The sequence below is a fragment of the Klebsiella sp. RHBSTW-00215 genome (assembly GCF_014103785.1).
Lineage (GTDB): Bacteria > Pseudomonadota > Gammaproteobacteria > Enterobacterales > Enterobacteriaceae > Klebsiella.
The window spans coordinates 3,817,319-3,839,669 of sequence record NZ_JABXQS010000001.1 but is presented as its reverse complement, the minus strand read 5'-3'; the positions used below and the strand labels follow the sequence as shown (position 1 = coordinate 3,839,669).

General features: G+C 52.7%; 21 protein-coding genes and 1 tRNA gene. 8 read left to right on the top strand and 14 right to left on the bottom strand.

What is annotated here, in order from left to right; translation table 11 throughout:
* Positions 1-47 precede the first annotated feature (47 nt).
* Positions 48-1,016, bottom strand: a complete 969-nt coding sequence (locus tag HV127_RS18170; protein WP_182237710.1) for an IS5 family transposase — start codon at positions 1,014-1,016, stop codon at positions 48-50.
* 137 nt (positions 1,017-1,153) lie between these two features.
* Between HV127_RS18170 and HV127_RS18165 the strand changes: the two genes are divergently transcribed.
* Entirely contained in the window at positions 1,154-1,804 is a 651-nt protein-coding gene (locus HV127_RS18165) for a flavodoxin (RefSeq protein ID WP_182237708.1), read from the top strand.
* Positions 1,805-1,851: 47 nt separating this feature from the next.
* Positions 1,852-2,502, top strand: coding sequence for a DUF4405 domain-containing protein (locus tag HV127_RS18160; protein WP_182240718.1), 651 nt, complete (start codon positions 1,852-1,854; stop codon positions 2,500-2,502).
* Positions 2,503-2,547: 45 nt separating this feature from the next.
* Here the strand turns inward: HV127_RS18160 and HV127_RS18155 are convergent, their stop codons facing one another.
* Both HV127_RS18155 and HV127_RS18150 read right to left on the bottom strand, forming a co-directional pair.
* Entirely contained in the window at positions 2,548-3,675 is a 1,128-nt protein-coding gene (locus HV127_RS18155) for an MFS transporter (RefSeq protein WP_182240716.1), read from the bottom strand.
* A gap of 141 nt (positions 3,676-3,816) precedes the next feature.
* Positions 3,817-4,875 (bottom strand): alpha/beta hydrolase, encoded by a 1,059-nt coding sequence (locus tag HV127_RS18150; RefSeq protein WP_182237706.1) that lies wholly within the window; start codon positions 4,873-4,875, stop codon positions 3,817-3,819.
* Positions 4,876-5,130: 255 nt separating this feature from the next.
* Here HV127_RS18150 and HV127_RS18145 point away from each other — a divergent pair, with 255 nt between their 5' ends.
* The gene (locus HV127_RS18145) at positions 5,131-6,015 is read left to right on the top strand and encodes a LysR family transcriptional regulator (RefSeq protein ID WP_182237705.1); all 885 of its coding nucleotides are present in this window, start codon (positions 5,131-5,133) and stop codon (positions 6,013-6,015) included.
* A 24-nt stretch (positions 6,016-6,039) separates the two neighbouring features.
* Here the strand turns inward: HV127_RS18145 and HV127_RS18140 are convergent, their stop codons facing one another.
* From HV127_RS18140 to HV127_RS18125, 4 genes are all read right to left on the bottom strand, one after another.
* Positions 6,040-6,468, bottom strand: a complete 429-nt coding sequence (locus HV127_RS18140; RefSeq protein ID WP_182237704.1) for a cyclophilin-like fold protein — start codon at positions 6,466-6,468, stop codon at positions 6,040-6,042.
* Positions 6,469-6,533: 65 nt separating this feature from the next.
* Entirely contained in the window at positions 6,534-7,577 is a 1,044-nt protein-coding gene (locus tag HV127_RS18135) for an alpha/beta hydrolase (protein ID WP_182237703.1), read from the bottom strand.
* 231 nt (positions 7,578-7,808) lie between these two features.
* Complete coding sequence (locus HV127_RS18130; protein ID WP_182237702.1) at positions 7,809-9,017, bottom strand: MFS transporter; 1,209 nt, start codon at positions 9,015-9,017, stop codon at positions 7,809-7,811.
* Positions 9,018-9,446: 429 nt separating this feature from the next.
* Positions 9,447-9,905: a cupin domain-containing protein gene (locus tag HV127_RS18125; RefSeq protein ID WP_182237701.1), complete on the bottom strand. Its 459-nt coding sequence runs from the start codon at positions 9,903-9,905 to the stop codon at positions 9,447-9,449.
* A 143-nt stretch (positions 9,906-10,048) separates the two neighbouring features.
* On the opposite strand from HV127_RS18125, the gene HV127_RS18120 reads away from it, so the two are divergent.
* On the top strand, positions 10,049-10,948 hold the full coding sequence (locus HV127_RS18120; RefSeq protein WP_182237700.1) for a LysR family transcriptional regulator: 900 nt from the start codon (positions 10,049-10,051) through the stop codon (positions 10,946-10,948).
* A gap of 274 nt (positions 10,949-11,222) precedes the next feature.
* Here HV127_RS18120 and HV127_RS18115 read toward each other — a convergent pair.
* Together HV127_RS18115 and HV127_RS18110 are read right to left on the bottom strand one after the other, a co-directional pair.
* Positions 11,223-11,310, bottom strand: a tRNA-Ser gene (locus HV127_RS18115).
* Between the two features lie 141 nt (positions 11,311-11,451).
* Positions 11,452-13,080, bottom strand: a complete 1,629-nt coding sequence (locus tag HV127_RS18110; protein ID WP_182237698.1) for an ABC transporter substrate-binding protein — start codon at positions 13,078-13,080, stop codon at positions 11,452-11,454.
* Positions 13,081-13,347: 267 nt separating this feature from the next.
* Here HV127_RS18110 and yccA point away from each other — a divergent pair, with 267 nt between their 5' ends.
* Entirely contained in the window at positions 13,348-14,007 is a 660-nt protein-coding gene (yccA, locus tag HV127_RS18105; protein WP_112215297.1) for an FtsH protease modulator YccA, read from the top strand.
* Between the two features lie 88 nt (positions 14,008-14,095).
* The gene (gene tusE / locus HV127_RS18100) at positions 14,096-14,425 is read left to right on the top strand and encodes a sulfurtransferase TusE (protein WP_182237696.1); all 330 of its coding nucleotides are present in this window, start codon (positions 14,096-14,098) and stop codon (positions 14,423-14,425) included.
* Here tusE and yccX read toward each other — a convergent pair.
* Genes yccX through HV127_RS18085 form a run of 3 tightly spaced genes read right to left on the bottom strand, consistent with a single transcriptional unit; the run spans position 14,422 to position 16,118 of the window.
* On the bottom strand, positions 14,422-14,703 hold the full coding sequence (gene yccX / locus HV127_RS18095) for an acylphosphatase (protein WP_182237694.1): 282 nt from the start codon (positions 14,701-14,703) through the stop codon (positions 14,422-14,424). The two genes, tusE and yccX, sit on opposite strands and share 4 nt — an antisense overlap.
* Positions 14,704-14,754: 51 nt before the next feature.
* Complete coding sequence (locus HV127_RS18090) at positions 14,755-15,543, bottom strand: AraC family transcriptional regulator (protein ID WP_182237692.1); 789 nt, start codon at positions 15,541-15,543, stop codon at positions 14,755-14,757.
* 20 nt (positions 15,544-15,563) lie between these two features.
* Entirely contained in the window at positions 15,564-16,118 is a 555-nt protein-coding gene (locus HV127_RS18085) for a YbhB/YbcL family Raf kinase inhibitor-like protein (protein WP_182237690.1), read from the bottom strand.
* A gap of 190 nt (positions 16,119-16,308) precedes the next feature.
* Between HV127_RS18085 and rlmI the strand changes: the two genes are divergently transcribed.
* Together rlmI and hspQ are read left to right on the top strand one after the other, a co-directional pair.
* Positions 16,309-17,511 carry a 23S rRNA (cytosine(1962)-C(5))-methyltransferase RlmI gene (rlmI, locus tag HV127_RS18080; RefSeq protein ID WP_182237688.1) on the top strand — a complete coding sequence of 401 codons (1,203 nt, stop codon included), beginning with the start codon at positions 16,309-16,311 and terminating at the stop codon, positions 17,509-17,511.
* Positions 17,512-17,767: 256 nt separating this feature from the next.
* Positions 17,768-18,085, top strand: coding sequence for a heat shock protein HspQ (gene hspQ, locus HV127_RS18075; RefSeq protein ID WP_182237686.1), 318 nt, complete (start codon positions 17,768-17,770; stop codon positions 18,083-18,085).
* A gap of 35 nt (positions 18,086-18,120) precedes the next feature.
* Here hspQ and HV127_RS18070 read toward each other — a convergent pair whose 3' ends face one another.
* Both HV127_RS18070 and HV127_RS18065 read right to left on the bottom strand, forming a co-directional pair.
* Entirely contained in the window at positions 18,121-19,053 is a 933-nt protein-coding gene (locus HV127_RS18070) for a peptidase (RefSeq protein ID WP_182237684.1), read from the bottom strand.
* A gap of 30 nt (positions 19,054-19,083) precedes the next feature.
* A complete protein-coding gene (locus HV127_RS18065) occupies positions 19,084-22,215 on the bottom strand; it encodes a glycosyltransferase (RefSeq protein ID WP_182237683.1) in 3,132 nt (1,043 codons plus the stop codon).
* Positions 22,216-22,351: the final 136 nt, after the last annotated feature.

Here is a 22,351-nt window from a genome sequence, read left to right as displayed (position 1 = left end):
GAATAAATCAGATTTCGGGTAAGTCTCCCCCGTAGCGGGTTGTGTTTTCAGGCAATACGCACGCTTTCAGGCATACCTGCTTTCGTCATTTTGTTCAGCGCTCGTACCAGGGCCATAGCCTCCGCAACCTGACCATCGTAGTCACGCAGCGTCAGTGAACCCCCGAACAGCTGTTTTACCCGGTACATCGCCGTTTCCGCTATCGAGCGACGGTTGTAATCTGTTGTCCATTTCCACCGCGCATTACTCCCGGTCATTCGCTGATTAGCCACTGCACGGTTACGGTCTGCATATTCACCGGGCCAGTACCCCGCACCTTTTCGGGGTGGGATAAGCGCGCTGATTTTCTTACGCCGCAGTTCATCGTGACAGAGCCGGGTGTCGTAAGCGCCGTCTGCCGATGCTGCCCTGATTTTTCTGTGAGTCTGCCGGATAAGACCCGGGAAGGCTTCTGAGTCCGTCACATTGTTCAGCGACAGGTCAGCGCAGATGATTTCATGTGTTTTACTGTCAACGGCGAGATGCAACTTTCGCCATATACGACGGCGTTCCTGGCCATGTTTTTTGACTTTCCATTCGCCTTCACCAAAGACCTTCAGCCCGGTGGAATCAATCACCAGATGCGCGATTTCACCCCGGGTGAACGTTTTGAAACTGACATTAACCGACTTTGCGCGCTTGCTGACACTGGTGTAATCCGGGCAGCGCAACGGAACATTCATCAGTGTAAAAATGGAATCAATAAAACCCTGTGCAGCCCGCAGGGTCAACCTGAACACGCGTTTAATGACCAGAACGGTGGTGATGGCGAGATCAGAATAGCGCTGAGGTCTGCCTCGTGAAGAAGGTGTTGCTGACTCATACCAGGCCTGAATAGCTTTATCATCCAGCCAGAAAGTTATGGAGCCACGGTTGATGAGGGCTTTATTGTAGGTGGGCCAGTTGGTGATTTTGAACTTTTGCTTTGCCACGGAACGGTCTGCGTTGTCGGGAAGATGCGTGATCTGAGCCTTCAACTCAGCAAAAGTTCGATTTATTCAACAAAGCCGCGCCGACTGACAAAATTGTCAGAAGACCGTCAGCCTGACGACAGGTGGCTTACGCCAGAATAACGTTAAGTACCTGACGTTTGCTGATTGAGGGAATAAACATAATGAGAGCAGTAATTAGCGCATTTCTGACGATGATGGTCATCGGGCTGACGGGGTCGGCCGCTTTCGCATCGGAGAATATTACCGTGCCGTCCCGGACGTTGATTGTCTATTTCTCTCAGCCGGAGGAGATGGCCGCTAACGCAGTGGATGGATTTTCCGGTGCCAGCGTATTGCAAAAGCTGACGCCGGAGACCGGCAGCACTCAGTACGTTGCGCAGCTCATCGAGAAGCAGACTCAGGGCGACCTGTTCCGCATTGAAACTGCAGAACCCTACCCCCGCCAGCACGATGCGCTGCTGCGTGCTGCCGAAAAGGAACAACAATCCAAAGCCAGACCTGCGTTAAAAACACCGCTTCCTGACCTCAATAATTACGACACGATTTACGTCGGTTATCCTATCTGGTGGTACACCATGCCCATGGTGATCTATACCCTCTTCGAGCAAAATGACTTTTCTGGCAAAAATATCGTTCTCTTTACCACTCATGGAGGGAGTCGGTTAGCGGATTCCCTGCGCGAAATAGCCCGCATGCAGCCACAGGCGAAATTAATCACTCGCGCCCTCACTATATCGCGCAGCGATATTGCACGCCCCGACATACCGCAACAAGTCGAACAATGGGTTAAACAAGTCCATCCGCAACCTTAATCAAGATGAAAAGAGTCTATCTGTTTCAGGTCATGCTGGATGCGCTGATGGCTTTGTTACTGCTTGTGCTTATGGGATTTCATCTTCACGGTGAAATATTGCATGAATGGGCGGGGCTTCTCTTTACGCTGACCATTTTTCTGCATTTATATCTCAACAAGCATCGATTGTGGTCGCTGTCGCCGAAGCTCCCTACCGGGATGGTCTTCATTAACAGAACCATTAACGTGGCGACGTTGGTGATTATCCTGACAGCGCTTGTTTCCGGGATGATGCTCTCACGTCACCTGCTTCCTGACCTACCGTTTCATCATCCGCAAATATGGGTCAGGAAGGCCCATATGACGGCAGTACACTGGGGCATGCTCATTCTCGCCATACATATCGGCTTGCACTGGAAAATGCTGGCGACGTTTTTCTGTCGCATCATGCATATTACTGAAAGCTCTGGTTTCGCGAATGTCACCATGCCGGTTATTTTTTTCATCGTCGCGCTACACGGAGCCTACTGTTTTCTAAACGGAGACTATCTATCGTATTTGCTGATGCAGGTTGATTTTTCTTTTTTCGATTACGATGAGTCTGCCTTCGCTTTTTATGCGGGCTATTTATCCATCATTATCTTATTTTCCCTGACCACTCGATTCCTGCTATGGCTGTTTATTTTCAGAATAACTCGGGCTGACTCTGAGAAATAGCGATACAGCCGAACGAGTATTACCGTTCGGTTGTAGGCGATTTGACTAAGGCGCGCTGGCTCTCTGGCGTGAGGTGAAAAATGTCAGCACGACGGCGGTCAGGAGCAACATGCTACTCATTGCAAAAGCGCTCTGCCAACCAAGGTGGTCAAACACCATGCCACCTGCGGTTGAGCCAAGAGCAATAGAGAGCTGAATTACCGCGACCATCAGTCCGCCTCCCGCTTCTGCATCATCGGGAAGCGTGCGGGCAATCCATGTCCACCACCCTGTTGGCACGGCGGTTGCCAACATCCCCCAGAGGCCTAACAGCAGGGCGACAATCCAGATACTGTGTCCGGTCAGAATCAGGGCGATGGCAATAACGGCCATCAACCCAGGAATAGCCATCAGCGTGGGGTAGAATTTCGCATTGAGGAACGTCGAGACAATCAGCGTGCCAATAAAACCCGCCACTCCGATAACCAGCAGAATCAGGGACAAGCCGGAGGTATCGACCCGCGTCACCGTCTCCAGGAACGGGCGCACGTAGGTAAATAAGGCAAACTGCCCCATAAAGAACAGGCCACAGGCTAGCATGCCAATGGAGACAACAGGACGACTGAACAGGCGGAATACGGATCCACGTGATGCAGTGCTTTTATTGCCGTTCATACCCGGCAGACTTAAACACTGCCAGATAAGGGCCACAACAGCTACGGGAACCAGGCATAAAAAAGCGCCTCGCCATCCGATGGTTGCCCCCAAATAGCTCCCCAACGGCGCTGCCACTACCGTCGCCAGCGCATTGCCTCCATTGAAAATACCTAGTGCACGCGCGACCTGATGCTGTGGCACCAGGCGAATCGCCGTTGCCGCTGACATCGACCAGAATCCACCAATCGCAATGCCAATCAGGGCCCGGCCTGCCATATACACAAGATAACTGGAGGCCAGTGCGATAATAATCCCCGATATTGCCATCAGCACCGTCATCCCCATCAGCAGGTATTTGCGGTTCACATTTCCGGCAAGCGTCGAAATAGTCAGGCTGGTCAGGACCGCCAGCGCGCCGGAGATGGCAATCCCCTGACCTGCCAGCCCCTCCGTCACGCCCAAATCTCGGGCGATAGGGGTGAGCAGGCTAACGGGCATAAATTCCGATGCAATCAAAACAAAGACGCACAGAGTCATGGCAAAAATACCGCCCCAATACGCGTGCTGATTATTCTGCGATGTTGTTTGATTTAATGTCGACATATTCAGCTTTCATGATGATAAGAATTAAAGCCACCCGTGTAGACAGGTGGCCTTTCATTAATTCAATAACGGGGTTTATTTCAGGTTGGTTTTGAAAAACTGTTCAAACTTCGCGAAAGGTATTTTTCCAGCAACGTTATCGTACAGGTCCACATGGTTTGCGCCCGGAACCACCACCAGCTCTTTGTCTTTGCTACCGACGGCCTTGTAAGCATCTTCAGCAAAATAGCGTGAATGCGCTTTTTCACCGGTCACAATAAGCGTCGGAATGGTGATTTCACTGGCGTAGCTCAGCAGCGGCATATTCATAAACGACAGCGGCATCGTTGCCGTCCACGCCCCGGTCGAGTTAACGGAACGCGCGTGGAAACCGCGCGGCATGCGGTAGTAATCAAAGAACTCTTTCACTATCGGATGAGGATCCGCCGGTAACACCTCAGGCAGGATACGTTCGCCCGCGCTGGCCTTACCGTTGCTGTCGACGTTAACATCATGGCCAGCGTGTGCGAACGTCCCACTTTCCGCATCTTTCCAGCGCTGTTCATTCAGATACTGCAGTACAGCATGGCGGTCAGTGGTTGAATAACGGTCTTTGCCATCGCCCACGCCATGACCCATTGCCCGGCTCATGTCGTACATCACGCTGGTGGCCACCGCTTTGACGCGGGTGTCCATCGCGGCGTCATTTAACGCCATGCCGCCCCAGCCGCAAATACCGAGCAGCCCGATACGATTGCGATCCACCTCTTTTTGTAATCCTAAGAAATCCACCGCCGCGCTGAAATCTTCTGTGTTGATATCCGGTGAAGCGACGTTACGTGGATAACCGCCGCTTTCCCCCGTATAAGACGGATCAAAAGCCAGCGTAACAAACCCCTGCTCTGCCAGAGTCTGCGCATACAGACCGCTGGATTGCTCCTTCACCGCGCCAAAAGGCCCACTGACGGCAATCGCCGCCAGCTTGCGATCGCCCCGATCTTTTGGAAGATAAAGATCGCCCACTAACGTGATGCCATATCGGTTCTGAAACGAGACCTTACGGTGATCGACTTTATTGCTCTCGGCGAAGGTCTTATCCCATTTTTCGATCATGGAAACGGGGGTATTTGGATTATTTGAATCGGCATAACTCATTGTCGTTACTCCACTTAATGATGCGAATAGCAGCATGGCAGGCATAGCGGTTTTTAGCGTTCGGGCGATAGCATTCATGAAAAATCCCCATGAAAAACAAGAGAGAGATACAGGTTTCTTACGGACAACGCTGCTGCGCTTTGTTTAGATGGGCTCATTATAGTTAGCAGAATTAGTGCTGATTAGAGGGCTATAGCTGCTAAGATTAATACCATATTGTTATAAATTAATGCTGTGTATGGCGAGTGATAATCAATGGCGAAAAGAGAGAACTACAACGAGCTTTATCTGTTTATGCAGGTGGTAAGAGAAGGTAGTTTTACCGCTGCGGCGCAACGGCTTGGGCTTGCTCAATCAGGGATTAGTCGATCTGTTCGTGAGCTTGAAGAGAGATTGGGTGTCCAGCTTCTGGTGCGTACCACGCGCAAGCTGTCGCTGACGCAAGCCGGAGAGCAGCTCTACCAGAAGACAGAGTCGGGGTTTGATACATTAGACCTTGGGCTTGCCACGCTGGCGCACTATCGTGAAACGCCCTCCGGCACGGTCCGTATCAATGCCAGCCAGCACGCTATTGATAAATGCCTGCTGCCAAAGCTTTCGGTATTTAAACAGCGCTATCCTGATATCAGGCTTGAGCTGATGAATGAGAGCCGGTTCGTCGATATTATCGAGGAAAGATTCGACGCGGGCATCCGTCTGGGACCCGAAGTGGGCCAGGGTATGGTTGCAGTACGCATTACGCCCGATATGGAAATGGCCATTGTAGGTACCCCTGAGCATTTTCGGCGCTACGGCTTTCCGCAAACCCCGGCGGATTTAAAGACGCACCCCTGTATCGCCTATCAGTTTGCCGACGGAAGCCTATACCAATGGGAACTCAACCAGGATGATAAAAAAATCACTCATCGACCTGAAGGGCAATGGGCCTTATCTGACAGCTATATGGAAGCAGAAGCCGCCCGGCTGGGTCTGGGGCTGGCCTATATCCCTGTCGAGCTGGTTGCTGATGATTTGGAGCAAGGTAAGCTTATCAGGGTGTTGCAGCGTTACAGCGTAAGAATGGAGGGGTTGTTTCTTTATTATCCTCATCGCAACGTGTCCCCCGCCCTGCGTATCGTTATTGATACCCTGAAAATCTAACCGTTCGCGGTAGTAAATTGCGCGTTAGTTTGCAATTTCGAATGTCACATCAGTGTTGCCAGTACGCCTGAAAAGCCCTACACCAGAGTGAATACGTCCAACCTTCTGAAGATGGCTGATTCGTTCATTGTTTTGTTCATACATGATGACAAAGCTGTGGCGAGGCGCCCAGTAGACGATATCACCCACTTCATATCCGCTGGTTTGCTGTTCATTGGCCGGTAAAGCGTCGGGGAAGCGATAACACATCTCCCGGTTGTATAAATCTTCCATCGGCAGCGTCAGCGGGAATCGGGAAACCAGCGCCCGGGTGGTTGCATTATCATAAAATGTTGCCGTCATTATCTGGTCTCCAGCAGTGATTTTCACCTTAATACCCTCAGCCTCAGAAGCTATTGACGAGAATGACACGGCGGTCAGTGAAACCAGAGCAAGCAAAATAGGTTTAATCATAAAATTCTCCATTTTTATATTGTTAGTGATAACGGCACGAAAAGCTGTGCCGTTTAAATAAGATGTTATTTATTGGAATTCAGATTGGTATTAAAGAATGAGACCAGCTTATCCCACGGTATCAACTCAACGCGGTCATACAAATCAATACGGTTAGCCCCTTTGATCTCCACGAGCGCTTTCGGCTCTGCCGCCATCTTATATGCCGTGTCGGTATAGGTTCGGGAAGGCGCAGAGTCACCAACAACAAACAGTATCGGGCGTGGTGATATGGACTCGATGTCAATAAACGGATGGAAGTTCATAAATTTAGCGTAAGTCGCAGGGGTAGACCGGCGATCGTTAGATGCCACTTTTCCGCGCTCCGTCTGATAAAAGTCATTAGACTCTTTACCTTCAATAAAGACCGGATCGTTTTGCCCCGGCCCGTAAACGGGCTGACCGGTTTCAAACGTCTTGTAACGCTGTTCAGCTGCGGCGGCCAGGTCTCTGTTTCTCATTTCCACAGTTCGCTCATGGTTCAAACCAGTGCGGAAATATTCGCCCATATCGTACATGCTGACGGTGGCGAGAGCCTTAATACGCGGATCCACCTTTGTCGCCGCGATGGCAAAACCACCGCTACCGCAGATGCCAATCACGCCAATGTTGTCCCGATCCACAAAGGGGCGCGTCCCCAGGAAATCAACGGCGGCGCTGAAGTTTTCAGCATAAACATCAGGCAGCACGGCCCCACGCGGAGAGCCGGCACTTTCTCCCCAGAAGGACTGATCAAAAGACAGAGTGACAAAACCGGCTTCCGCCATTTTCGTGGCATAGAGATTCGCAGCCTGCTGCCTTACTGCGGCAAAAGGATGGCCAACAATCAGGGCATTATATTTCTTCCCTGCATCCATATTTTGGGGGGTAAACAACGTGCCGGTGACTTCCATACCATAAATATTTTTGAATTTAACGGTTGCCGAATTCACTTTATCGCTTTTATAGAAATTGTCTGCTCCATGGGACATATCCGCAGCCGCGGCTACGGTGGTTCCCATCCCTAGAGTCACGCCTAATATTGCCAGTGCGGCCAGCGTTTTTAATTTCCCTTTGGCATGTTGTTTCATGGTATCTCCTGAATTAATCAAAGGTGTTAATACAAACGGAGTGGTATATCCGAGGAAGAATAAATCTTCGGACAACTGAGCCTATCCCAGTAGGCGTTATTGGCGCAGACAGTTTGAGCACGGACAGCGCGGAAGAACCGGAGCGTACACGTAGTACGTGAGGATTCTGAGCACTGCCCAGGTTCAAAATGGCAAGCGAGATAGCCCTAATGGGATAGGCTCTAAGCCTTTTCAGGCCGGTTTTCGTTTAGCTAATGCAGAGCGTTTCATCAGCAGGTATGCAACAACCGCCGTGGAGAGCACAACCAGCGCGCCGGTCAGGAATATGGCATTAACCCCCAGACGCCCGCCAACCCAGCCAAGGGCGGGACTGCCGACAGCCATCGCCACGTCGAGGAATGCCGTGTAGATCCCCATGACCATGCCCCGGTTATGAGGGCTTGAGCCGCTAATGGCTTCAATACCGAGTCCCGGATAGACCAATGAGTAGCCGAAACCTGCAAATGCGGCCCCTACAGAGGCAACTAGCGAAGTACTGGCAAGCCAAATCAGCAACATTCCGGCGGTCTGGACGAGGACAAAAATCAAAGCGATACGCGCCCCGCCAAAACGATCCGGCAGATGTCCGGCAACCGTTCGGGCAATAATCAGCGCAACGCCAAAGGCGGTAAACGCCATCCAGACGGGCTGCCAGTGCATAGCACTGTAATAAAGAGAACTGAAGGCCAGAATAGCGCAGTAGCCCGTGCTGGCCAGCGCGGCGCCCAGGCCGGGTAACCACACCGCATGCATGACTGAGCCAAAGGAAGCCTGTGCTGCATGCTGATGAGGTGCCACTGCGGGCATGCGTGCTAGATATATCAGCACCAGCAACGGAAGCAACAGCGTCAGAAGTGCGATCGCCTCAAAGCCAAACGCGTCATAAAGCAGTGAGCCAACAGGCCCGCCGAGCGCCATAGCGGCAAACATCGCGGTGCCCATCCAGGCGATGACCTTGCCAGCATGCTCTTTGTCCACCAGAGCCAACCCCCACGCCACTGCGCCGGTAATGATGAAACTTTCCGCCCCACCAAGGATCGCACGCCCGGCAAGCAAGACGGCTACCGACAGTAGCGGAATACCGACCAGCCAGAGCGACACCTGGTATATCCCCCCTGATACGGCAGCGGCGATGAGTCCGACTACCACGCCTTTTTTGGCGCCGCGCCTGTCGGAATAGCTCCCGGCCCACACGCGGGAAATAAGCGATGCCGCGAACTGTGCTCCGGCGACCAGGCCCACGATAAACGTTGCGAAACCCAGGTCATTTTTGACATGTAGCGGCAGGACGGGCAGCGCCACGCCGATAATGATAAAGCCGACCAGGACTGCGGCCATTACTGGCATCAGCGTTGCGACGACCGAAGCGCTGGAGGCATTGTGATAATGTTTTACAGACATATAAATCAGCCATTTACCTTTTAATGAACGGAATGTCGCATAGACCCTAAATAATTCGAGTTGCAGGAAGGCGGCGACGCAGTGAGTCTCCAGGAGCTTACTGAAGTAAGTGACTGGGGCGAGCGAGGAAAGCCAACGCACATGCAACTTGAAGTATGACGGGTATAGGTGTTTTTTATTTTTCGGGCACGATGTAGCCCTCAGGAAATTCCAGTAAGAATTTCCCGTGTGCAAAAATGCTGTTAATCAGGACTGCTTTTCTTATTTCCAGATGGTATTAACCCCCGGAAAATCGGGCGCGCCTGTCGGAGGTTAATAAATCTGAGCTATCGGCCGGGAAAATATTTCGTTAACGTCCACGTCATCAGGCTGGCTGATTACCAATGCGACGATCCATTGCCCTGTTTAGACGCAGCGTGACCTTCAGGGTTAATGATATTGCTCGTCAGAGACAAGCTCCTGCCAGTCCACGTTTTTACCCTCCACCCTATACGTCATGGCCAGGTGACTCATGGGGGACGTCGACGTGGCGCCATGCCAGTGGCGGACCGTAGCAGGGATCCAGATGACATCACCCGGGGCAATATCCTGGCGAACCTTACCCTCTTCCTGAACCCACCCTTTGCCTGTTGTGACGATCAGCAGTTGCCCGGCGGGATGGGTATGCCACGCGGTGCGCGCGCCCGGGGCGAAATCCACCTGGCCCAGACTGGCTCGCGTCGACTCGTTAGGCGGTAATAACGGGCTGACAACCGCATGGCCTGAAAAGTTATCTGCCTTGCCGACGACAGAAGGGGTCTGGCCGTTACGACGGATCTCAATACTTTCAGCGCAAACCTGCGCTGCCCCCAAAACGGACATGGCCGCTGCTGCAATAATTGCTTTCATCTTTAGCCTCGCTGGTTGCTGATAATGATCTGCTTGCTTCAAAAGATACGCATGGTTATTTAGTGAACGAAAGTAGTATATCGAAGGACTTATTAAGTGATTAGAGGCTAAAATGAGATTGAAATTATAAGGAGAGCTTCTTAATGTCCGAACAGAACCTGAATGACCTCGCTGCATTTATGGTGGTTGCCAGAGAGCAAAACTTTACGCGAGCGGCAAAGCGGCTGGGCGTTTCACAGTCCGCGCTAAGCCAGACGGTTCGCGGACTTGAGGCTCAGTTGGGGCTTCGGTTACTCAACCGAACGACGCGTCGGGTCGTGCCGACAGAAGCCGGAGAGCGGTTAATGGCCTCCATCGGGCCACATCTCGAGGATATCCAGCGCCAACTGATGGTGCTGAGCGAATTACGGGATAAGCCAGCTGGTACCATACGTCTTACGGCTACGGAATATGCCGCAGAGTCGGTGCTTTGGCCAGCGGTGGCGCGCCTGGTTAAAAACTATCCCGATATTAAAGTCGAAATCCTGACGGATTATGGCCTGACGGATATCGTAAGAGATCGTTTTGATGCCGGCGTACGCCCCGGGGAAACCATTGCCAAAGACATGATTGCGGTTCGTATTGCGCCTGATATGCGGATGGCGGTGGCAGGATCGCCTGAATATTTCAGTAACAGGGCAGCTCCAGTAACTCCGCAGGAACTCACGGATCATAGCTGTATAAATCTGCGTCTTTCCGGGCATGGTGGGCTTTATGCGTGGGAGTTTGAGAAAGATGGACGAGAGCTAAATGTACGGGTTGACGGCCAGCTGGTCTTTAACACCGGAAGTATGATACTGAGAGCGGCACTTGAGGGGCGAGGACTGGCGTACCTGCCAGAAGCCCAGCTTGAACCTTATGTCGCTTGCGGGAGGCTTGTTCGCGTTCTTGAAGAATGGTGTGAACCCTACTCCGGTTACCATCTTTACTATCCGAGTCACCGTCAGCCGACGCCGGCGTTTAGCCTGCTGGTCGATGAATTGCGCTACTCAACCCGCAAATAGCTTTAGAAAGATCTCTCGCTGTTATTTAACGATGTATTTAATCCGATATTTGAATGTCCGCTCTTATACGCTGCCGCCGTGAGCCATCAACAAAAGATGAAAACATCATTGCGGCAGCTACCTGCTCGAACCACCAAAACAGTCATGATGATCATCATCTGTAACATCCGCAGCAGCATTGAGTGAGACACGATGGCTCAAAGCTGGGAACAGCACATCAGAAACCGTATAAAACGAAAAAACCCAAGCTAAATAATAGCTTGGGGTTTAGATTTGGCGGAAGCGTAGAGATTCGAACTCTAGAACCCTTTCGGGTCGCCGGTTTTCAAGACCGGTGCCTTCAACCGCTCGGCCACGCTTCCAATGAGGCGCACTATAAACACCTCCGTTCGGGCTGTAAAGCACGATTTTATTCAACCGCCTTAAAAATAAACAAAATCGTGCTATTCGCCTGAAATTCAGGCGGTTTGCGCAGAATTTCAGCGCAAACCACCCTCTCATCGTTAGTGTTTTTTGATGTACATATCTTTGGTGTAGTAATACCCCAGCTTGTCAGGCGTGAACCCACCCACCCACGGCTTCACCAAGTGTGTACGCACGTAGTGATAAACCGGAACGGCAGGTACATCCTGCCCCAACATATCCTCGGCCTGCTGGTAGAACTTACCTCGGGTCGCCGCATCAGCCGCTTTGGCCGCATTATGCAGCGCCTCATCGTAGGCAGGATTGCTGTATTGAGTAGTGTTTTCACTATCGCCAGTACGGAAGTTATTAAGGAAAGTCGCCGCGTCATCATAATCGGCAATCCACGAATAGCGCACAGCGTCAAAATTATGCGTATGCATGGTATCGAGCATGGTCTTCCACTCCTGGTTTTGCAGCTTGACCTCAACGCCAAGATTCTTTTTCCACATCGAACTGGCAGCAATGGCAATTCTCTGGTGCGATTCCGAAGTGTTGTAGAGCAGATTAAACATCAGTGGATGAGCCTCATTATAGCCCGCCTCATTCAGTAGCTTTTTCGCCTCGGCAATACGTTTATCGCGCGGCCAGCTGGCGTACTCCGGGTTTTGCAGTTTGACTCCACCAACTTCCGGCTGACTGATAAGCCACGCCGGACGCTGTCCCTGCCCCAGCACTTTCTCGGCGATAATATCTTTGTCGAGCGCCATATTCAGCGCGCGACGTACACGGGGATCGTTAAACGGCGGACGGGTGGTATTAAACTCGTAATAGTAGGTTGCCAGCTGCGGCGAAACATTCAGTTGATCGCCCATGGTTTTTTTAAGCTGAGCAAACTGGTTAATCGGCACGGTATACACTATGTCGATCTCACCAGCTTTATAGCGGTTCACATCGGCAGCTTCGGAGCTTATCGGCAAATATGTCACCTTATTGATAACGGTATGCGCATTGTCCCAGTAGCGCGGATTGCGCTCGGCCACAATGCGCTCATTCACTACCCAGGTTGAGAGCTTATAGGGACCGCTGGTCACCATATGCTCCGGCTTAGTCCACTTATCGCCATAACGCGCGATGAGCACTTTATCGAGTGGAACCATCGAAGGGTGTGCCAGCATTGCCAGGAACGCCGCATTCGGCTGATTCAAAGTTACCTCAAGAGTCGTGTCATCAATGGCTTTCACCCCCAGCGTCTCGGGCGTTTTTTGCCCCCGCGCGATCTCCGCAGCGTTGACGATATGAATGTTGCCAGGATAACTCGCATAAGGGGAAGCGGTAAGCGGTGAGACCAGGCGCTGCCAGCTCCAGACAACATCCTGCGCGGTGATTGCCGAACCGTCGGACCAGGTTACGCCTGGACGTAAATGAAATGTCCAGACGGTGTTATCCTTATTTTCCCATTTTTCCGCCAGTCGAGGCTGGATCTCCCCCGCCGGTGAAACGCTGACCAATCCTTCAAAGAGATCGCTGAGGATATTAAACTCAACGTCACTTTCGACTTTATGCGGATCCAGCGATGATGGCTCGCTACCGTTATTTCTGACTAATTCCTGCTTCTCTGCCAATACCGTTCCCGGCGGCACCTGGGCGGCCTGCGCCGGGATTGCCATTGAGAACAGGCCGACCGCCAGTAGCACACGTGTGATGTGATTATATTTTTGTGATTTCATATCCCTTGCCTTTATTACGTTTGGTTTGTACCCTCTCCAGACTTAGTCGCAGAATGGCGATAACACAATATTTTTCAGTTACTTATCAGATTTAGATCTAATTCTTCAAACTGAACATACGAACATGCTATTCACGTGATATTTTACGGAATAATATGCTATATAAAGCCGTTCAGGGCTAAGTAAAGATGGGTAAAAGCACTATGGCTTCAGCTCTGCTTTTTTTATGCTTGGTTATTAATTACATCTGTCATAAGAGAGTGACTCATGGATCGTATAATTACATCGTCGCGTGACCGTTCATCGCTGCTCAGCACGCACAAAGTTCTGCGAAACACCTATTTCCTGCTTAGCCTGACGCTGGCATTCTCCGCCATTACGGCGACGGCCAGCACGGTGCTAATGCTACCTTCTCCGGGTCTGATTTTGACGCTGGTCGGTATGTATGGCCTGATGTTCCTGACCTATAAAACGGCGAATAAGCCTGTCGGCATTCTGTCGGCGTTCGCCTTTACTGGCTTCCTGGGTTATATCCTGGGGCCAATGCTTAACGCTTACCTGTCTGCGGGCATGGGCGATTTGATTGGTCTGGCGCTGGGCGGTACCGCGCTGGTGTTCTTCTGCTGCTCGGCCTACGTGCTGACCACGCGCAAAGATATGTCCTTCCTTGGCGGGATGCTGATGGCGGGCGTGGTGGTCGTACTTATCGGTATGGTCGCCAACATTTTCCTGCAGTTGCCGGCTCTGCACCTGGCGATCAGCGCGGTGTTTATCCTGATTTCTTCAGGCGCCATCCTGTTTGAGACCAGCAACATCATCCGCGGCGGTGAAACCAACTACATCCGTGCGACCGTTAGCCTGTACGTCTCGCTGTACAACATCTTCGTCAGCTTGCTGAGCATCCTTGGCTTCGCCAGCAGAGACTAACCTTCTCCCCGGCAGTTCCGAGGCCCCGCTTATGCGGGGCCTTATTTTTTGCTACACTGCCGCCAGTTTCAGCGGTATGTGAAAAATTATGTTTATCTTTGAAGACAATGAAATTGAGACCGATAACGACGGTTATCTGAAAGATACCACCCAGTGGAATGAAGCGATGGCGATAGTTATCGCTGAGCAGGAAGGGATTACCCTGTCCGCCGAGCATTGGGAAGTGGTGCGCTTTGTGCGCGACTTTTACCTGGAGTTCAATACTTCACCGGCCATTCGTATGTTGGTGAAAGCGATGGCGAATAAGTTCGGCGAAGAGAAAGGCAACAGCCGCTACCTTTACCGTCTGTTCCCGAAAGGCCCGGCTAAGCAGGCGACAAAGATTGCCGGGCTGCCCAAACCGGTCAAATGCATCTAATACAGAATGGCGAATTTTTGCCACTCTCTGGTGGGTTGATGGGGTTCTGTCAGCACTCTGTCGACCCGCGCGCTGCGTGGCCCACCGGCCTTCAGCCAGTCAATTAACTTATCCACCTGCTGAGATTCGCCACAGGCGAGAACCTCTACGCCACCGTCATCAAGATTACGCGCATAACCCGTTAGCCCGAGCCGTAGCGCCTCACGCTGGGTTGAATAGCGAAAGCCGACACCCTGAACGGAACCGTATACCCACGCCATCGTGCAAATCGTTGCCATGTTCCCTCTCCTTTTCGGCTAATGACTCAATACTGAGGATAGCAAATTCTTTCAGCGGACATGCTTGGGCAATACGCCATAGTGCTGGCGAAAACGGGCGGTAAAACGCGATCCGCACAGGTAGCCGCTGTTTAGCGCAATTTCACCAATGGGCCGCGACGTCGACTGTAATTGCCCCAGCGCGTAGGCCATACGCACCTCTTCCACTATCTGGCGGAAGCTCCGTGACTCCTGTTGCAGGCGGCGGCGCAGCGTCGATTCGCCCAGAAACAGCATTTTAGCGACTTTCGCCACACTCCACGTCTCGGCTGGCGACAGCATGATAATTTGCCTGACCTGACCGGTTAAATCCTGCTGCCGCTCGTTGAGCAAGGGTCCGGCGTATCCTGCCTGATACAGCGCCAACAGCAATCCCATTGCCTGATGATGCTGTAACTGGGCGGAAAGCCCTCCGCGTACCGCCTGCAGGACGTTCTGCCACATAAACGTCAGTTCAGGGGCCAGCGGCGCGCACAGCGATGTCAGACGCCCGGCCTGCGGCTCGTTCATATAGAGAGCCTTAAAATCCGCCAGCAGTTCCGGAGTTAATGAAAGAAGATCGGAGCAAAATAGCCCATTTTCCGGCTGATTGATCACTTCAAGCTCAACATCGGCAGGCAGAATAATCAGCTGCTGCGGGGTCGCCAGCATCTGGCTGACGCCCTGCACAATCACCTTACTGCCACGATTTACCCGACAGAGCGCAGGTGAAAACAGCGTGACGCGATGCAGCTTGCATAATCGCCGGGTGGTGATTTCCGCCGCCGTTAAAGCATTATGCTGAAAATTGATACTCCGCATCAGGCTGCCCTTATTTTTGTTTATCGCCCGGCCATCGCTGTTAATTCCGCGCTGGCGATTACGTGGCTATGCAACATAAAACCGACTAACGCCCCGCTAGCCTGGGCATCAATGGGTAATGTCGGCGTATCAAGCGCCCACACCGTAAAGCGATAGCGATGAGGTTTGTCTCCGGCAGGCGGACACGCGCCGCCAAAACCTGCATAACCAAAGTCATTACGCCCTTGTACCGCCCCAGCAGGCAGTTTAGCGTTATTTTTGTCGCCAGCGCCAGCGGGCAAACTCGCCACCTGTTCGGCGATATTGACGACCGTCCAGTGCCACCAGCCGCTGCCGGTTGGCGCATCCGGGTCGTAAGCGGTCACTGCAAAACTGCGGGTGCCCGCAGGCGCATTTTTCCAGGCGATTTGCGGTGAGATATTTCCGCCTGAGCAGCCAAAGCCGCCAAACCAGTGCGCCTGCGCCAGAGTCGCGCCTTCGCGCATATCCGCACTGCTGACGCTAAAGGGGGCGGCAGTCGCCACGCCGCTCATCATAGCTATTATCGCGGCCGCTAATTTTAATTCTGTTTTCATTGTGTTTTCCTCCATGCGTGAGGAAAACACTGTAAGATCCTGGCGTGATTTTTATTGTGCCAAAGCGCCTGTGTTTTGTGCCGAAACGCTCACCTGTCAATACCGGTGGAATGGTGCTTGCATCGGCCACTTGTGCTAACCTACGCGCCATTTTTCGGTGCCGACATCCCTGTTGCTTAAAGGTAGCCCCATGACAGATTCCGTTTTCCCCCGCTTAGTGTTAACCAAAGGACGCGAGAAATCCCTGCTGCGTCGCCATCCATGGATTTTCTCCGGTGCTGTCGCCCGGATGGAAGGTAAAGCCCGCTCCGGTGAAACCATCGATATCGTTGATTCGCAGGGAAAATGGCTGGCCCGCGGGGCGTTCTCACCTTCTTCACAGATCCGCGCCCGCGTCTGGAGCTTTGATCGCGATGAAACCATCGACAACGCCTTCTTCGAACGTCGCCTGCAACAGGCGCAGACCTGGCGCGAGTGGCTGGCGGCCCGCGACGGCCTTGATAGTTATCGTCTGATTGCCGGTGAATCCGACGGCCTGCCGGGCGTGACTATCGACCGTTTTGGCGACTTTTTTGTTCTGCAGCTGCTGAGCGCCGGTGCGGAATATCAGCGTGCGCCTATCGTTAGCGCGCTGCAAACGCTGTTCCCGAACTGCTCTATCTACGATCGCAGCGACGTCGCGGTGCGCAAAAAAGAGGGTTTGGATCTGGCGCAGGGGCCGGTCGTCGGCGAACTGCCGCCTGCCCTGCTGCCAATTACCGAACATGGTATGCAGCTGTTGGTGGATATTCAGGGTGGTCACAAAACCGGTTATTACCTCGACCAGCGCGACAGCCGTCTGGCGACGCGTCGTTATGTTGCGGATAAGCGCGTGCTGAACTGCTTCTCCTATACCGGTGGTTTTGCCATTTCCGCGTTGATGGGCGGCTGCAGTCAGGTGGTCAGCGTTGACACCTCACAGGAAGCGCTGGACGTCGCAAAACAGAACGTTGAGCTGAATAAGCTGGATCTATCGAAAGCGGAATTTGTCCGTGATGACGTCTTCAAGCTGCTGCGTAAATATCGCGATCAAGGCGAAAAGTTCGATGTTATTGTGATGGACCCGCCGAAGTTCGTTGAAAACAAAAGCCAGCTGATGGGCGCCTGCCGCGGCTATAAAGACATCAACATGCTGGCGATCCAGTTGTTGAACCCCGGCGGCGTGCTGCTGACCTTCTCCTGCTCCGGCCTGATGACCACCGATTTATTTCAGAAAATCATCGCCGATGCCGCCCTGGATGCCGGGCGTGATGTACAATTTATAGAGCAGTTCCGTCAGGCTGCCGATCACCCGGTGATTGCAACCTACCCGGAAGGGCTGTATCTGAAAGGGGTTGCCTGTCGCATCATGTAAGTTGAAAAGTGGAGAATCTGCCCGCATTTATACCCTAAATAATTCGAGTTGCAGGAAGACGGCGACGCAGGGACAAATTCGTCGGGAACGAATTTGAACAGCCGAAGGCTGCCTCTGGTGAGGGACAAGGATGTCCCGCGTTACATCCCCAGGAGCTTACTCAAGTAAGTGACTGGGGTGAGCGAGGAAAGCCAACGCACATGCAGCTTGAAGTATGACAGGTATAGCGGGTAATCACGTTTCCCAGGAGGTGCTTATGATAGCCAGCAAATTCGGTATCGGCCAACAGGTTCGCCACACGCTCCTGGGTTACCTGGGCGTCATTGTGGATGTCGATCCTGAGTACTCGCTCACGGAGCCGGAAGAGGACGAAATCGCCGCTAACGACGAACTGCGCATGGCCCCATGGTATCACGTGGTTATGGAAGACGATGATGGGCAACCGATTCACACTTACCTTGCGGAAGCGCAGCTAAGCAGCGAACCCAGCGACGAACACCCTGAACAACCCTCAATGGATGAACTGGCCAGAACGATTCGTCAGCAGCTTCAGGCGCCAAGACTGCGTAACTGATCTAAAAACCCGCGCTGCGGGTCTTTTATTGCCTGTCATTTTATGACGGTATTTACCAGCGCCTGGCAAATCAGACTGTTGAACTGTTCGTCCCGCTGCTGTTTCTCAGTCCAGCGGGTATTAGCCAGCTTCATTTCGCGGGAAATACCTGCGCTGCTTTGCGCTAACTGTTGAAAAAATGGCCGCAGCATCTCTCCCCCTGGCAGCGACTGGATTTTAAACACCGGGCTGCCATCAACATAGCGATATGCCAGCACCTTATTCGGCAAGATTATCGCCGGGAAAGCGTGCTGTGCGTAGCTAGCCCAGAAGGCCGCCGCATTATAGCCACGAGAAAAGTTACTCTCGCAAGCAGGAAGTTCAGCTAACGGCGCGATTCTTTTTTCTGCGGGCCTGAACGCATTTTCCATCCAGCGCGCCATCCCTTCCAGATACCATTTTTGTTTAAACACCGCGTAGCCGTACTGGTACAAATGGAAAAGCTCGTGGGCAGGAGTAACGTTACGTGCGGGCTGTAGCGCAGCGTTAAGCACAATTTTTAATCCGCAGGGAAGCAGAGTGCCATCGTTCATGGTTTCCGCCGCTACGCGATCGAAGGCCAGACCGTTGCCTTTTGGGAGAGTCAGCAGGTAGATATTAATCTGCCGGGCCTGGGCGTAGATCTTCTGCTGCAGCGGTGAATGTAACCCCAGCAGCGTAGTATAAAGATATTGCGCCGCCTGGAGCTGGCTTCCGATATCCGTTATCACATCCGGCACGCCTCCCCCGAGGCTATCCTGCGGATATTGCAGGGCATCCTTACCCTGCAGGCTGTAGTAAATATGAAAGTCATCCACTACGTGCACTTTTTCCAGTCGATGCTCGTGGAGCAAAGCACCGGGCACGCAGCGGGAAACCTGCAGCACATCGCGGGCCGCAAGCGGCGAGCAGCAGCAGGATGCCAGCAGCAGCGCGATGATTCGCCTCATCGCGCCTCCGAACGAAACCGAAGAGCACGGCTATCCAACGTTAGCCGCCCGACCAGTTCCGACCAACGGTTCCTCATCATCAACGATCAACCGCTCGCTTGCCTCCTGCCATGCCGCCCAGCGCCTGGCAATGGCGCTGGCGTAATAGCGCTGAGCGTTACTCAGCGCAGCTTGCTGCATACTTTGCTGCAACGCTTTGTCGGAGATGACTTTTATCAACGCCGCCGCCAAAGCGTCTTCATCACCGCAGGGCACCAGAATCCCGGCCTGCATATCCTGCAGGATATCGCGCGGACCGTATTTAATCGCAAAACTAATCAGCGGCGTGCCGTAGGCCATCGCTTCAACGGCAGAAATAGACTGCCCCTCCTGGGTCGAGCAAAGCACCGTGCAGCAGGCCGTTTTATGCGCCAGGGCGATATCCGACGTAAAGCCGTTAATATGGATCGCCTGCTCAAGCCCCCACTCCGCCACCTGTGCACTTAAGTTGCGCCGCAGCGGCCCAACGCCATAGGTATGCAACTGCGCGCCAGGGATCGCCGCCACAACCTGGCGAAATGCGCTCAACAGCAAGGTATGCTGTTTCTCCGCTGAATAGCGCGCCAGGTAGATCACCGTTTGTGAAGGAATTTTCTGTGGGGCCGCAGGGATATTGCTGTTATCCAGGTGGTTTGGAATCACCGCCATTTGCTTGTGCGGGAATCCTTCTTGTTGCAAGTCTTGCCACTGTTCATCGGTCAAGATAATTAGCGTATCCACAAGGTCCGGTTGTTGCAAAATATGCCGGTACGAGCTTTTCAGCTCACCGTTGGACAACTGGTGATGAGAGTGAATGATAGCGCTCAGCGAGCACGTCATACGCTGGGCTGGGCGCGAGCAGACAAAGTTTTTCCACGTTTTATTCTTATCGACAATAAAGTGCCAGCTCCCTCTTCCCGCCAGCATGGTTTCCAGCATCCAGGAGAAAAATGCTTCCTCTTGCGCAAAGCGTTTCATTTCACCGTTCGCCAGGGCAATTTCAAGATAGCTTAACTGCACATTGGCTTTTTTCTCGTCATAGCATTTGCGCAAAAGAATATTCCCCGCGCAATCAAGATAATCCTCAATGATATTTCCCTGAGGGCGCTGCAGATAATTGTTTTTACCCACTGGCAGATCCGCATCGGGATTTACAGCGTGCCTGAGTTCAATATTACCCGCTAACGGTGCCAGCGCGGTGAGTATCTTCATCTCCCGGCAGTCACTTAGCCACTGATAAATATTATAAACCGACACCTCTTCGGGTAGCGCGCCGCGAGCTTTCAGCGCTTTTACCGTTTTCGGTAACGCGGGATCCCACGTCGTGGTAATTAGCCACGGTACGGTGCGCAGATGTTCGGTAAACAGTTTCGCCCGGCGCATAGCCGCCACTTCGATACCATTGCCAACATCGCGCAGCATCTCCAGCAGGAAAACAGGGGTCGCGTTATTCGACTGCAATGCGTCGTCCTGCTGGAGCGGCGGCTTTTTTGCCGCTAAATGATATTTCTGATAAGCAATAAAACCGGAAAGATAGTGCTCCACATCATCAATTCGCACGCGATAGCTGTGGTGGCGAATAAAGAAGCTGTTAACGATCCGCGCGGGATTTTTAAAGAACATCGCCAGTTCGGGCCAGAAAAAGCCGTTCAACAGATAGCGGGCACGGGTTTCCAGCGCCTGCCAGAACTTCTGCTGGTCAAAATCATTCAGCAAATGCCGATGCTCCGGCGACGCATCCAGCCGGGTCACCATTTCAGACGCCGCCATCATGAGTTCAAGCAGCGTAGGATAGGTCGTGACGCGATGGAGCACGAAATCAAGATGATCGCGCACGTTGCTCAGGCCAAAGCGAAAGTACTTCTCTTCCGGGCGAAAGCGGGTCAACTCGTTGACGCAGTAGCTCAGCCAATGATCGTGATGCTGCCAGTGTTTATTTTTAATGAAGTAGGCGAAAGCTTTTTCCACCATCTCCAGCCACTGTGCTTCTTTGGTCAGGCCGTACAGGCGCATTAAGGCAAAAGCGGCTTCACCATCGTAATAGATGATGCGGAATTTGGCTTTCAGCGACAGATCTTTGCTGTTCAGTACATGGACAAACTCGCCGCTGAGCGGATCCTGCATAAACGCAAGCCCGGTCGCGAGTTGCGCCATCAGCGGCAGATATTGCTTGTCCCCAGTGACTTCGGTGTACTTCACCAGCGCCAGAATGCTGACGGCGTTGCCGCCGAGTTTGATCTCGTCGCCAATGTCGCACAGAAATGCGGCCTCGCGGCCATCGTCCAGCGTGCGGACTTCAATCAGGTGACTCACCAGATACGCAATCGCCCGGTCTATCGCCTCACGTACCGCGGGCTGGCGCGTGGCCTCCCAGCCTTCAATCAGCGAATAGGTGGAACTGGCATGGCGCAGCGCGTTATAAGAGCGAACTGGCCGGTCGAAACAGGGAAACCAGCCGTAATGATAGAGGCCGTCTTTCTTTACCTGGCGGGCTAAATAATCGGTGCCTTTTTTAATCACCTCGCCCAGGCACTCATCCTGCCAGTTTTCACCAATCGTGCGATAGCCGGAGCCCCGCCCGTCATGTTCAATCACTTTTGCGCCAAAGCGATCGCAGAAGACACCCTGAGTTTTGAAACGCCAGAAAGGCTGCTGTGGGTCTTCTGGCCAGTTGAGCTCTTGCTTAAACCGCCGCTGGGCGTAGTTTTGCAGATTAACGCTATTCGGCGCGACCACGCCGTTATCACCATCATAAAGCAGCGCGTTTCCGGCAATCTCTTGTTCGAGCATTGCGCAGCTAAACTGCGGGTCAAACGCGAGGCCGAAGCGGAAATAGTTGCGCTTGGTAATGAGGAATTTTTCACTGAGCGATTGCCAGCTCAGCTTTTCAACGCTGTCCACCACGTCGACGCGCAGCCATTGCGGCTCGTTGTCTTGTTTCTTACGCCACGCTTGCAAGGCTCGAGCCCCTGCCAGCCAGGCGAGATCGAAGCTGGTTCCTGTCGCTATGTGCACATGCGCGCGCTCTTTGCCATCGCTGACGCTAAAGAAGATAACCCATGCCGGATAATCAGAGGGCAATGCGGCGGATGTTAATTTTTTGGCCTGAAAGCAGGCATGTTGTAGTAAATCGCTTAGCGCCATCTTTCCCTCTCCGTATATTCAAAACTGCATTGCATGTTTAAAAAATTATTATTAGTGACTGCCGACAAATCCGTTTTGGATATTGCGCCACATTATTGTCGGGTGGCGGCTTACGCCTTACTCGACCTACGAAAAC